Origin of the sequence: Geminicoccus roseus DSM 18922, assembly GCF_000427665.1 — a bacterium.
In the GTDB taxonomy this organism is placed as follows: Bacteria; Pseudomonadota; Alphaproteobacteria; order Geminicoccales; family Geminicoccaceae; genus Geminicoccus; species Geminicoccus roseus.
Genome location: NZ_KE386572.1, coordinates 3,538,819 through 3,550,570, shown reverse-complemented (window position 1 = coordinate 3,550,570; position 11,752 = coordinate 3,538,819). Strand labels below are relative to the sequence as shown.

Annotated in this window: 12 protein-coding genes, 1 tRNA gene, 1 rRNA gene and 1 pseudogene; 6 read left to right on the top strand and 9 right to left on the bottom strand. The window is 67.5% G+C overall.

The window, feature by feature from the left end:
• Positions 1-59: 59 nt before the first annotated feature.
• From ybaK to GEMRO_RS30295, 4 genes are all read left to right on the top strand, one after another.
• Complete coding sequence (gene ybaK / locus GEMRO_RS0117740) at positions 60-533, top strand: Cys-tRNA(Pro) deacylase (protein WP_027135082.1); 474 nt, start codon at positions 60-62, stop codon at positions 531-533.
• Between the two features lie 61 nt (positions 534-594).
• Positions 595-1,065 (top strand): opioid growth factor receptor-related protein, encoded by a 471-nt coding sequence (locus GEMRO_RS0117735; RefSeq protein WP_027135081.1) that lies wholly within the window; start codon positions 595-597, stop codon positions 1,063-1,065.
• 68 nt (positions 1,066-1,133) lie between these two features.
• On the top strand, positions 1,134-3,188 hold the full coding sequence (locus GEMRO_RS0117730) for an NAD(+) synthase (RefSeq protein ID WP_027135080.1): 2,055 nt from the start codon (positions 1,134-1,136) through the stop codon (positions 3,186-3,188).
• 29 nt (positions 3,189-3,217) lie between these two features.
• The gene (locus tag GEMRO_RS30295) at positions 3,218-3,850 is read left to right on the top strand and encodes a cysteine hydrolase family protein (RefSeq protein ID WP_035487465.1); all 633 of its coding nucleotides are present in this window, start codon (positions 3,218-3,220) and stop codon (positions 3,848-3,850) included.
• Here the strand turns inward: GEMRO_RS30295 and GEMRO_RS0117720 are convergent.
• Both GEMRO_RS0117720 and GEMRO_RS0117715 read right to left on the bottom strand, forming a co-directional pair.
• Complete coding sequence (locus tag GEMRO_RS0117720) at positions 3,841-4,530, bottom strand: haloacid dehalogenase type II (protein WP_027135079.1); 690 nt, start codon at positions 4,528-4,530, stop codon at positions 3,841-3,843. The two genes, GEMRO_RS30295 and GEMRO_RS0117720, sit on opposite strands and share 10 nt — an antisense overlap.
• A gap of 52 nt (positions 4,531-4,582) precedes the next feature.
• On the bottom strand, positions 4,583-5,488 hold the full coding sequence (locus GEMRO_RS0117715; RefSeq protein ID WP_027135078.1) for a LysR family transcriptional regulator: 906 nt from the start codon (positions 5,486-5,488) through the stop codon (positions 4,583-4,585).
• A gap of 106 nt (positions 5,489-5,594) precedes the next feature.
• Between GEMRO_RS0117715 and GEMRO_RS0117710 the strand changes: the two genes are divergently transcribed.
• Positions 5,595-6,200, top strand: coding sequence for a pyridoxamine 5'-phosphate oxidase family protein (locus GEMRO_RS0117710; RefSeq protein ID WP_027135077.1), 606 nt, complete (start codon positions 5,595-5,597; stop codon positions 6,198-6,200).
• 39 nt (positions 6,201-6,239) lie between these two features.
• On the opposite strand, the gene GEMRO_RS0117705 is transcribed toward GEMRO_RS0117710, so the two are convergent.
• The 5 genes from GEMRO_RS0117705 to GEMRO_RS36005 form a co-directional block, all read right to left on the bottom strand.
• The gene (locus GEMRO_RS0117705; RefSeq protein WP_407645436.1) at positions 6,240-7,238 is read right to left on the bottom strand and encodes a purine-nucleoside phosphorylase; all 999 of its coding nucleotides are present in this window, start codon (positions 7,236-7,238) and stop codon (positions 6,240-6,242) included.
• A 120-nt stretch (positions 7,239-7,358) separates the two neighbouring features.
• Entirely contained in the window at positions 7,359-7,610 is a 252-nt protein-coding gene (locus tag GEMRO_RS0117700; RefSeq protein WP_027135075.1) for a hypothetical protein, read from the bottom strand.
• Between the two features lie 82 nt (positions 7,611-7,692).
• Positions 7,693-8,295, bottom strand: a complete 603-nt coding sequence (locus GEMRO_RS0117695) for an exopolysaccharide biosynthesis protein (protein ID WP_027135074.1) — start codon at positions 8,293-8,295, stop codon at positions 7,693-7,695.
• Between the two features lie 37 nt (positions 8,296-8,332).
• Positions 8,333-10,708, bottom strand: a complete 2,376-nt coding sequence (locus GEMRO_RS0117690; RefSeq protein WP_205625018.1) for a phosphoketolase family protein — start codon at positions 10,706-10,708, stop codon at positions 8,333-8,335.
• On the bottom strand, positions 10,692-11,126 hold the full coding sequence (locus GEMRO_RS36005; protein ID WP_407645435.1) for a PRC-barrel domain-containing protein: 435 nt from the start codon (positions 11,124-11,126) through the stop codon (positions 10,692-10,694). Before GEMRO_RS36005 ends, GEMRO_RS0117690 begins: the two co-directional genes overlap by 17 nt.
• Between GEMRO_RS36005 and GEMRO_RS35360 the strand changes: the two are divergent.
• Positions 11,127-11,267, top strand: a pseudogene (locus GEMRO_RS35360) (transposase domain-containing protein); the annotation flags it as partial.
• 178 nt (positions 11,268-11,445) lie between these two features.
• Here the strand turns inward: GEMRO_RS35360 and GEMRO_RS0117685 are convergent.
• Positions 11,446-11,522: transfer RNA gene (locus GEMRO_RS0117685), tRNA-Met, on the bottom strand.
• 46 nt (positions 11,523-11,568) lie between these two features.
• Positions 11,569-11,683 (bottom strand): 5S ribosomal RNA (rrf, locus tag GEMRO_RS0117680).
• Positions 11,684-11,752 lie beyond the last annotated feature (69 nt).

Sequence of the window (11,752 nt, the reverse complement as noted above, 5' to 3'; positions counted from 1 at the left end):
CGGTGCGGGTGCGCTTTACCATCCATATACGCAGCCCGCTTCCGGTCAGATTAACTGCCATGTCCAAGACCACCCGCGCCACCCAGGCCCTGCAGAAGGCCGGCATCGCCTTTGAGGCCGTGGTCTATGCCTATGACGGCGACGCCAACCGGATAGGTGTTCAAGCGGCCGAAGCGCTGGGCGTTCCACCCGGACACGTTCTCAAAACCTTGATGGCCCTGGTCGACGGCAAGCCGGTCTGCGTCCTGGTTCCCTCCGACCGGGAGGTCAGCATGAAGCGGCTGGCCCAGGCCTTTGCCGGCAAGGCCGCGCAGATGATGCGTCCGGCGGATGCCGAGCGCCTGACCGGCTACCATGTCGGCGGCATCAGTCCGTTCGGCCAGAAGAAGCGTGTCCCGGCGGCGATCGAGGAGGATGCGATGAGGCTGCAGAGCATCTTCCTCAATGGCGGGCAGCGCGGACTGCAGCTCTGCCTGGCGCCCGAGGACGCCCGTGCTGCGCTGGATGCCAGGGTGGTGCGCTTGACCGCCTGAGGAACCCGGCACCCTGGTCGCCGTCTTTCCCCTGCCAAGGTATGCCGGGCAGGAGAGAATCATGGAAACCGAGATCGCCGGCCGGCTGCACGCCTTCCTCGCCGGCGTCGGAAGGGACGATGCGGGGCGGCATCTGGACGATGTGCTGGCGATGGACGACGGGGCGCTGGAAACGACCCACGACTACATCCAGTGGCTGTTTCCCCTCCCCACCCGCAGCATGTCCCAGCCGCAGGCGCCCGTGCTGACCAGCGCCGAGATCGAGGCGATTCGGGCCGACCCGCGCGCTGCCGCCAGCCTGGAGCGGGCGACCGGCCGGATGCTCAACTTCTTCCGGCACAGCCGGGCCTGGCTTGCTTCCAGCGACCACAACCACCTGCGGATCAGCCGGATTCTTCAGAGCCAGCGCATCCTGGTGGGCCCGGATGCGGCGCGGAACTTTTATGAGGCGATCACCGCCATGGTCGCTGCCGCCAATGCGCGGATCGACCCGCACAACCGACGCTACTGGGACGCAGCGGTCGGAAAGTGATGCGCGGGTGGCGTGAAACCTGCGCGGGACCGCGCTATCTCCCTTGAAGCAACGGGTTCGGGGACCGCATGACCTTCCGCTCCATCTACCGCCACGGCCTCGTCCGGATCGCGGCCTGCACCACCACCACCAGCATCGCCGACCCGGCCGGCAATGCGCGGACGATCCTGGAGGTCGCCAGGCGCTGCCACGGCCAGTCCGCTGCTCTGGCGGTGTTTCCGGAGCTCGGCTTGTCCGGGTATGCGATCGAGGACCTGCTCTTGCAGGATTCCCTGCTCGATGCGGTGGAGACGGCGGTCGATGAGCTGGTCGAGGGCTCGCGCGAGCTTCTGCCGGTGCTGCTAGTGGGCGCCCCGGTCCGTCATGGCAACCGCCTCTACAACGCCGCCCTGGCGATCCATCGCGGCCGCCTGCTGGGCGTGGTGCCCAAGGTCCACCTGCCCAATTACCGCGAGTTCTACGAGCACCGCCACTTCGCCTCCGGCCAGGGCACCGACGGCGACTCCATCCAGATCGGCCGGCAGATCGCCCCGTTCGGCACGGACCTGCTGTTCGCCGCCGAGGACGTGCCGGACCTGATCCTCCATGCTGAGGTCTGCGAGGATCTCTGGGTTCCGATCCCGCCCAGCAGCGACGCGGCACTGGCCGGCGCCACCGTGCTCGCCAACCTCTCCGCGTCGAACATCACCATCGCCAAGGCCGAGACCCGCAAGCTGCTGGCCCAGTCCCAGTCGGCGCGCTGCCTTGCCGCCTACATCTACTCGGCCTCCGGGGCCGGGGAATCCACCACCGATCTCGCCTGGGACGGCCAGACCTCGATCTTCGAGAACGGCCGGGTGCTGGCCGAGAGCGATCGCTTTCCGGCCGGTGACCAGATCGCCCTGGCCGACATCGACCTGGACCTCCTGCGCCAGGAACGGGCCCGCCAGGGCACCTTCGACGACAACCGGCGGCGCTTCCAGGAGACCACCGACCGCTACCGGATCGTGTCGTTCGAGCTGGCGCCGCCCCTGGAGGATGTCGGGCTGGAGCGCGCGGTCGAGCGGTTCCCGTTCGTGCCGTCCGACCCGGCCAGGCTCGCCCAGGACTGCTACGAGGCCTACAACATCCAGGTCGCGGGCCTGAGCCAGCGCCTGCGCGCCACTGGGATCCAGAAGGCGGTGATCGGCGTTTCCGGCGGTCTGGATTCCACCCACGCGCTGATCGTCGCCGCCCGCGCCATGGACCAGCTGGGCCTGCCGCGCGCCAACATCCTGGCCTACACCATGCCGGGCTTCGCCACCTCCGACCAGACCAAGACCAACGCCATCCGGCTGATGAGCGCCCTGGAGGTGAGCTGGCAGGAGCTCGACATCCGTCCCGCCGCCACCCAGATGCTGAAGGACATGGGGCACCCGTTCGGACGGGGCGAGCCGGTCTACGACGTCACCTTCGAGAACGTGCAGGCGGGCCTGCGCACCGACTACCTGTTCCGCCTCGCCAACCATCACGATGGCATCGTGATCGGCACCGGCGACCTGTCGGAGCTGGGACTGGGCTGGTGCACTTATGGTGTCGGCGACCAGATGGCCCACTACAACGTCAATGCCGGCGTGCCGAAGACCTTGATCCAGCACCTGATCCGCTGGGTGATCTCGTCCAGGCAGTTCGGCGGCGACGTCCCGGACACGCTCGATTCGATCCTCTCCACCGAGATCTCGCCGGAACTCGTGCCGGTCGAGGCCGGCGAGAAGCCGCAGAGCACTGAGGCCAAGGTCGGCCCGTACGAGTTGCAGGACTTCAATCTGTTCTACACGCTGCGCTACGGCTTCCGTCCTTCCAAGATCGCGTTCCTCTCGCTGATGGCATGGGAGAAGGCGGATCGCGGCGCGTGGCCGCCGGGCTTCCCGGAGGACCGGCGGCGGGCCTACGACCTTCCCCACATCCGCCGCTGGCTGGAGGTATTCCTTCGCCGCTTCTTCGGCTTCAGCCAGTTCAAGCGCTCGGCGATGCCGAACGGACCCAAGGTCGCGGCGGGCGGCTCGCTGTCGCCCCGGGGCGACTGGCGGGCTCCCTCGGACGGCAACGCCACGGCGTGGCTCGACGAACTGGCGCGGAACGTTCCGGACGGAAAGGACGTTTAGGCTCCCGCATTTTAAGGGGCCGATTGCCGATGCCGAAGAACGACGAACTCCGCTACGGGCCACTCACTGAGACCTGCGCCCATCTCTGTGTCGACATGCAGCGACTGTTCGGCGAAGGGACGGACTGGGAAACCCCCTGGATGGGACGGGTGCTGCCCAAGGTCGAGCAGGTCGTGGCGGCGCATCCCAGCCGGACCATCTTCACCCGCTTCATTCCGGCGGAGCGGCCGGGCGAGGGCCAGGGAACCTGGCGGCGCTACTACGAGCGCTGGGCGTCGATGACGATCGAGCAGATCGGCTGGGACATGGTGGAGCTGATGCCGAGCCTCGCCCGGTTCGTTCCGCCGGCCGAGGTGATCGACAAGCATGTCTACTCTCCCTGGGAGGAGACCGACCTGCACCAGCGCCTGCAGCGCCGCGGGATCGACACGCTGGCGATCAGCGGCGGCGAGACCGATGTCTGCGTGCTCGGCACGGTTCTGGGAGCCATCGACCGCGGCTACCGCGTGGTGCTCCTGCGCGACGCCTTGTGCTCGTCGACGGACGAGACGCACGACGCGTCTCTGCATGTCTACCACCGCCGCTACGGCGTGCAGGTCGAGCCGGTCACCACCGATGTCCTTCTGGCGAACTGGCTGGTCCCGGCCGACGCTCACGCCTGATTCGTCTCCACGAAGCGCACCAGTTCGTCCATGCTCCGCCCGGCCATGACCGGGCGGACTCCCAGGCGCTCCTCGGGAAGCCCTGCGCGGTTCATCCAGAAGGTGGTGTAGCCGAACCAGGTGGCGCCGCAGACATCCCAGCCGTTCGACGAGACGAACAGGATCCGCCCGACCGGGCAGCCGAATGCGTCCGGTCCCATTTGATAGGCCTCGGGCGCGGTCTTGAACCTTTGGACCCGGTCGACGCTCAGCACATGGTCGAACAGGCCATCCACGCCTGCCGCCGCCATGGCGCTGGCGAGCATGTCCTCGGTGCCGTTGGAGAGGATCGCCAGCGGCAGCCCGTGTCGCTTCAGGCGCTCCAGCGCCGCGGGCACGTCCGGGAACGCCGTCAGCTGCCGGTACTGGCGCATCAGCCGGGCCTGGGCCACTTCGTCGGTCGGCAGGTCCAGCCGCTCGCAGGCATAGGCCAGCGCATCGCCGGTGACCGTCCAGAAGTCGGCGTAGCGGTCGCACATGCTGCGCAGGCGGGTGTACTCGATCTGCTTGTCCCGCCACATCTGGGCCAGGGCATCCCCCTTGCCCGGGAAGATCTCCTCGGCCAGCGCTCCGATCGAGTAGACGTCGAACAGGGTCCCATAGGCGTCGAACACGATCGCCTCGATCCTGTGCCTGCTCATGTCCGCTCTCTTCTTCCATCTGTTGGGATGATCGGCCAGGGCGGCACCTTGCTCAACCCGTTCCTCCCCGAGCCGCACCCAGGCCGGCCCGGAGACGCGGCGTGGCGAAGTCCAGAAAGGCCCGCAGCTTGAGCGGCAGGACCCTCCCGCCCCGATGAACCAGCTGCACCGGTACCGCCTCGGGCTCGAACTGCTCCAGCAGCACCTCCAGGTCTCCCGCCTGGACAGCCTGCCGGGCCTGGTAGGCGAGGACACGGGTCAGGCCCAGGCCCGCCTGCGCCGCCTCGATGGCCGCCTCGGCCGAATTGACCGCGAGCCGGACCCGCAGCGGCACCGGCGGCAGGCCCGGGAAGCTCCAGGCATGGCTGGTCCCCAGGCCCTCGAAGGTGATGCAGTCATGCGCTGCCAGCTCCTGGGGCCTTCCCGGCCGGCCCCGATCGCGCAGGTAGAGGGGACTGGCGCAGACGATCCGCCGTATGGCGCCGAGCCGGACCGCCACCAGGCTGCTGTCCGGCAGGGCGGCGATCCGCACCGCCAGATCGATCGGATCCTGAACCAGGTCGACCAGCTGATCGGCCAGCACGAGGCGGATGTCGACGTCGGGGAAAGAACGCAGGAACGCTGTCACCACCGGCAGCACGTGCAGGCGACCGAACACCGCCGGCGCGGTGATGACCAGTTCGCCCTTGGGAGCGACATACTCGCCGGAAGCCGCCCGCTCCGCCTCGGCCACGTCCTCCAGGATCCGCCGGCAGGCAAGCACGTAGGCCCGCCCCGGCTCGGTGAGGACGATCCGCCGGCTGGAGCGCAGGAACAACCGGACACCAAGATGGCCCTCCAATTCGGCGATCCGCCGGCTCACCGTGGCAAGCGGCATGCCCAGGCGGCGAGCGCCCGCGGACAGGCTGCCGGCTTCCTCGACCGCCAGCAGGATCGCCATGGCCGCCAGCCGATCCACTTCAACCTCTCACCAGATGGGAGGATGGCTCCCGATCCTGCCCCCTGCCTCCTTGGAGTGGAAGCCCCTAGCTTCTCTTCATGCCCAAGCCTGAGGGAGCCGGCCAATGAACTCTCCATCCAGCGACATTGCCTTCACCCCCACCGTCAAGGCGATCCAGGCCCGCAAGGGCTCGCGCACCTCCTATGCCCGCATGGAGGCGGGCGGCTCCTGGGCCACCCGGATCACCCCGGAGCTTGCCGGGTTCATCCAGGCCCAGCGCAGCGTGTTTCTGGCCACGGCGAATGCCGCAGGGCAGCCCTACATCCAGCACCGCGGCGGTCCGCCCGGCTTCCTGCGGGTGCTGGACGAGCGCACCCTGGCCTTCACCGACCTGGTCGGCAACCGCCAGTACATCACCCAGGGCAACCTCGAGGAGAACCCGAAGGCCTACCTGTTCCTGATCGACTATACCCATCGCCGCCGGGTCAAGATCTGGGGCAACGCCCGGGTGGTGGAGGATGATGCCGACCTGATCAGGCGCCTCCTGCCCGAAGACTATCCTGCCAGACCGGAGCAGGTCGTGCTGTTCGAGGTCGAAGCCTGGGACCGCAACTGCCCTCAGCATATCCCGCAGCGCTTCGAGGCAGCCGATGTCGAAGCGGTTCTGGCGAGGCGGGATGCAAGGATTGCAGCGCTGGAAGCGGAACTGCGCCGCCTCCAGCCGGGCTGAGCTGCTGTACCGAAATCAAATCCCGGGCAGGCCGCCCCCTCAGTCCTGCGGCACGCCGTCCTTCCAGTTCTCCCAGTCCGCCAGGATAGCATCGGTGAGCTTGCTGCCGACCCGATAGGCATTGGCGGTGGCCAGCGGGAAGCCGCCGGAGGTGGCGCCGAGCGATGCGCTGGCGGTCTGATCCGGCGCTTCCCGGTCGAAATTGGAGGCGGTGCGCAGGACGGCCACGCGGCCAAAGTCCAGCAGCCCTGCATCGGAGCCGCGCTTGAGCGCCGTCAGGGTCGCGTTGTCCTCCATCTGCGTCGTGCAGTAGTCGCCCTCGCCCTTGGTCGCGACATTGACGAAGACGTCCATCGCCTCGGCAATCCTGCTGCCGTGCCAGTAGGTATCGCTGGAGAGCGTGTCGCAGATGCTCACCGCCGGCGGCTTCGAGCCGGCGCCCTGATAGGCCTGGCGGTAGGCTGCCGCCTCATCGCTGTCCAGAAGCTCGGTGTCCTGGCTCAGCGCCAGGGCCTTTTGCAGCAGCTTCTCGTCGAGGCGGTAGACCTCGGTTCCCGCCTGCCACTTCGCCGCCTCTCCCGGACCGGCCGCGCCAAGGGCAACGACCCCCGATGCCCATCCTTCCGGGATCTGCCGAGGGTCGATTTCGTGGCGCAGCCCGCCATCGACGGCGAACCGCGCCCAATGGGCCGAACCGAGCGTGCCCTGGCCGGGATCTACCCCGGCGATCCCGGCAACCAGGACATAGGTTTCGGTGAGGTCGAACCGTTCGCTATAGACCACCGCCGAGACGGAGCTCGCCGCATTGGCGAAGCCCATCCCGGTGGTCATCTGGCATAAGCCCGCCTCGTTGCAGGCGACAACCGGGTACTCGGCAAACAGGCCGGGAACCTTCACTTCCTGGGTGAAGCCGGCTCCATCCAGCCAGGGCTGCGCCTCCGCGCCGAACATCGTGATGACCAGGGCCTTGGGCGCCAGCTTCGGCTCGGCCGCCGAGACTGCGACCGGCGCCATCGAAGCGATGGCGGCCGTCGCCATCAAGATACGAACCATCACGCGTTTCCCTCCTGCAGCCCCGGCCAACGGAGCCCCGGGGCGTCCGCGAGCCTAGGTCCGAAGGTCTGGCCATTCCAGCGCGAGGATGGTGCTTGGCCGGCCTCAGGAGCGCGAAACGAACTTGTTGAACCGGCTCTTCTGGCCTTCGGGCAAGAGCAGGGCGAGCTTGCGTTCCTCGAAGATCTTGAAGAACTCCTCCCAGGAGATCTCCTTGAGGTTCTCGTCCTTCTCCTGGAAATCCAGGCGCAGGATGCCCCCCTCGCCTTCTGTATCGACCATGGCAGGGCGTCCGCCATGCTGGTCGGCCCATTGGCGGATCTCGTCGTGGCTGGTGACCGGGTGCGCGGACGACATGGGATGCTCTCCCCTGTGGTTGCTTGGCGGAGAAGCAACCGCCCAGGCCGGCCCCGGTGCCTTCACCACGGGCGGTGTCCGATCACCCCAGGATCGTCCCGCCGGCGACCAGCACCGCCAGCGTGATCACGAGGCCCGCGAGCACCAGGATCCCGTCATGGGCGGTGATCCCCAGCGCGAAGATCACGATCACCAGCCCTGCCCCGGAATTGATGAACGGCAGGATCTCCAGGGGCGGCATGGTGACGGCGATCAGCAGGCAGACCAGCGCCACTGCCTTGATGCCCCAGAAGCCGGTGAGGATCCGCAGGCGCGGCTTGACGAACCTGTCCGCCACCCGCGCGCCCGGTTCCAGGATGGCCAGCGCCTTCAGGAGGCCGTGGCGCGGGAGGGTGCGCCTCGCCAGGCGGCCAGGCAGCCAGATCGACGTGCGCCCTCCCAGGATCTGCACCGCGATCAGCAGCAGGATGCCGGCGGCAAAGGTCGGCAGGGTCGGGATCCCCGAAAGTGGCGACAGCACCACCAAGCCCGGCACGAGCAGGAGGGGGCCAAACGACCGCTTGCCGATCGCGGCCTGCAGGTCCGCGACCGAGACCTCGTCCTGCCGTCGCGCAGCGCGCTCCAGCCGCTCCAGCACCGCCCCCAGGCTGCGCAGTTCCTCCGCCGGAGGATCGACGGGGAGCATGGCGGTGGCCGAGCCTGCCGGAACCATTCCGGGCGCCTCAGGAAGGAGCGGATTCATGGTGGCTGGACCACCGCCATTCCTTGATCTCCGGCATGTCCTCCCCGTGGCGGCGGATATAGTCGTGGTGCTCGATCAGGCGGTCACGCAGCGCCTGCCGGACATGCGCGGCGCGCTCGCGCAGGTGCGGGATCCGGTCGATCGCCGCGATCGCCAGATGGAAGCGGTCCAGCTTGTTCAGGACCACCATGTCGAACGGCGTCGTCGTGGTGCCCTCCTCCTGATAGCCATGGACATGGATGTTGGCGTGGTTCGCGCGGCGATAGGTGAGCCGGTGGATCAGGTAGGGATAGCCATGATAGGCGAAGATTACCGGCCTGTCGGGTGTGAACAGCGCGTCGAAGGCCCGGTCGGGAAAGCCGTGGGGATGCATGTCGTCGGACTGGAGGGTCATGAGATCCACCACGTTGACCACCCGGATCCGCAGCTCGGGCAGGTGCCGGCGCAGCAGGTCGACCGCGGCGATCGTCTCGATCGTCGGCACGTCGCCGGCACAGGCCATCACCACATCCGGTGAGGCGCCATCCTGATCGTTGCTGGCCCAGTGCCAGATCCCCGCCCCGGCCTTGCAGTGCCTGCGCGCCTCCTCGAGCGACAGCCATTGCGGCGCCGGCTGCTTGCCGGCGACGATCACGTTGATCCGGTCGTAGGTGCCCAGGCAATGGTCGGCCACCACCAGCAGCGAGTTGGCATCGGGCGGGAAATAGATCCGCACGACGTCGGCCTTCTTGTTGGCCACGAGGTCCACGAACCCCGGATCCTGATGGCTGAACCCGTTATGGTCCTGCCGCCAGACATGGGATGTCAGCAGATAGTTCAGCGACGAGATCGGCCGTCGCCAGTCCAACTCGCGGGAAACCTTCAGCCACTTGGCATGCTGGTTGAACATCGAATCGACGATGTGGATGAACGCCTCGTAGCAGGAGAACATCCCGTGCCGGCCGGTGAGCAGGTAGCCCTCCAGCCAGCCCTGGCAGAGATGTTCGCTCAGGATCTCCATCACCCGCCCCTGCGGCGCCAGGTGGACGTCCTCGGGCAGGATCGGTTCCATCCATTGCCGCTCGGTGGCCTCGAACACCGCGTCCAGGCGGTTCGAGCTGGTCTCGTCCGGCCCCATCAGCCGGAAGTTGCGACGATCCTCGTTCAGCCGGATCACGTCGCGCAGATATGCCCCCAGCACCCGAGTGGCTTCGCCCGTAGGCTCCCCGGGGCTGGCCACGTCCAGCGCATGATCCTCAAGCGCCGGCTGGCGCAGTTCGTGGCGCAACAGGCCGCCATTGGCATGGGGGATGGTCCCCATCCGCTTGCTGCCTCGTGGCGCCAGCGCCGCCAGTTCCGGACGCAGCCTGCCCTCCGGGTCGAACAGTTCGTCCGGCCGGTAGCTCTTCATCCACTCTTCCAGAAGGCGCAGATGGCCCTCGTCCTCGCGCACCTTCGAGAGCGGTACCTGATGGGCGCGCCAGAACCCTTCGACCTTCTTGCCCTCGACCTCCTTGGGCCCCGTCCAGCCCTTCGGGCTTCGCAGCACGATCATCGGCCAGCGCGGGCGTGCGGGCCGCTCCTGCCCTCGCGCCTCGGCCCGGATCGCGGCAATCCGGTCGGCCACCCTGTCCAACGTGTCGGCCATGGCCCGATGCATCGTCATCGGGTCCTCGCCCTCGACGAAGAAGGGCTGGTAGCCATAGCCCATGAACAGATGCCGGAGTTCCTCGTCGTCCAGCCGCGACAACACGGTGGGATTGGCGATCTTGTAGCCGTTCAGATGCAGGATCGGCAGCACCGTGCCGTCATGGACCGGGTGCAGGAACTTGTTGGAATGCCATGACGCTGCCAACGCTCCGGTTTCCGCCTCGCCGTCCCCGATCACGCAGGCGACCGTCAGGTCCGGGTTGTCCAGGGCGGCACCGCAGGCATGCGCCAGGGCATATCCAAGCTCGCCGCCTTCATGGATCGAGCCCGGCGTTTCCGGTGCGGCATGGCTGGGGATCCCGCCCGGAAAGGAGAACTGCCGGAACAGCTTTCGCATTCCCTCCGCGTCCCGCGTGATGTCCGGGTAGATCTCGCTGTAGCTGCCTTCCAGGTAGGTGTTCGCCACCATGCCCGGACCGCCATGGCCGGGCCCGCAGATATAGAGCATGTCGAGGTCGCGGCTGCGGATCAGCCGGTTCAGATGGGCATAGATGAAGTTCAGCCCAGGCGTGGTTCCCCAATGGCCAAGCAGCCTGGGCTTGACGTGCTCCGCTGCCAGGGGCTCGCGCAGGAGCGGGTTGTCCAGCAGGTAGATCTGCCCGACCGAGAGATAGTTGGCCGCACGCCAGTAGGCATCGAGCAGGTGCAGATCATGGCTGTCGGACATGGGGCCGCCTGTGGATGGGTTCGACGCAGCTTGATGCTCCGGCGCATGAGTCATGGTGATCTCCAGGTAACTGCCCCGTCCGCATGAGCCAGGGCCCGGCCGCCCAGCCCCGGACGACGTGGATCGAACTCCTTGGAGAGGATGTGTCACGCCCTCGGGTTCCATTCCGCGCAACGGTCTCCCTCGATCGCCTCGACACGCTGGCGACGCCCCGAAACCGATAGGGATCGCCCGCCAGCCGGCGCGCGGCCTGATCCAGGATAACCTGATCGAAGGGGATGGCCACCGGGCGGTCGCCGATCCCCAGGAACCCGCGAACGCCGATCACGATCGCCCCGATACCTTCCTGGCAGCTGACGACGATGTCTTCGGCACCGCCGATTTCATCGCCATTGGTTGGCGAGTGTGCCGCGGTCATCACAGCCTGATCAGCACCGCCAGGCTCAACGGCGTCGATCCGCAGGCCTGGTTGGCGGATGTCCTCGATCGTCTCGCTGCCCACCCCGCCCACGGGTTCGACAAGCTGATGCCGTGGAACTGGACGCCATCAGCCAAGGCCGTTCAGGCGGCCGGATCCAGCCCACCGGTCCGTCCGACGGCGGCCATCACTGGATGGGTGCGTTGCGACGTTTGCCGGGGTGAGTGGTGTGTTGGTTTCTGTGCAACGCAATGCGGCCCCCGGAGCCTGTGCTGGCTGGGGGCATCTGTCAGCGCTGGTGATATGTGGTTTGTGGATTTGGATGCGGGGAGAGGATTTGAACCTCTGACCTTCAGGTTATGAGCCTGACGAGCTACCGGGCTGCTCCACCCCGCGTCGAGGGAAGTCTCGCTGGTGTTGTGTTGTTGGCGGCGTCACGCTGACCCGGCGGCGACCGACTTTCCCGTGCCTTAAGACACAGTATCATGGGCGCTGAGGGGTTTCACGGCCGAGTTCGGGATGGGATCGGGTGTGGCACCCTCGCTGTGACCACCGGGTCGGCGTGACGTCGCGATCTTGCCTGGTGGCGCGCCGTTGGCGCGCCGGCTTCCCTGTCTATCGGCCGT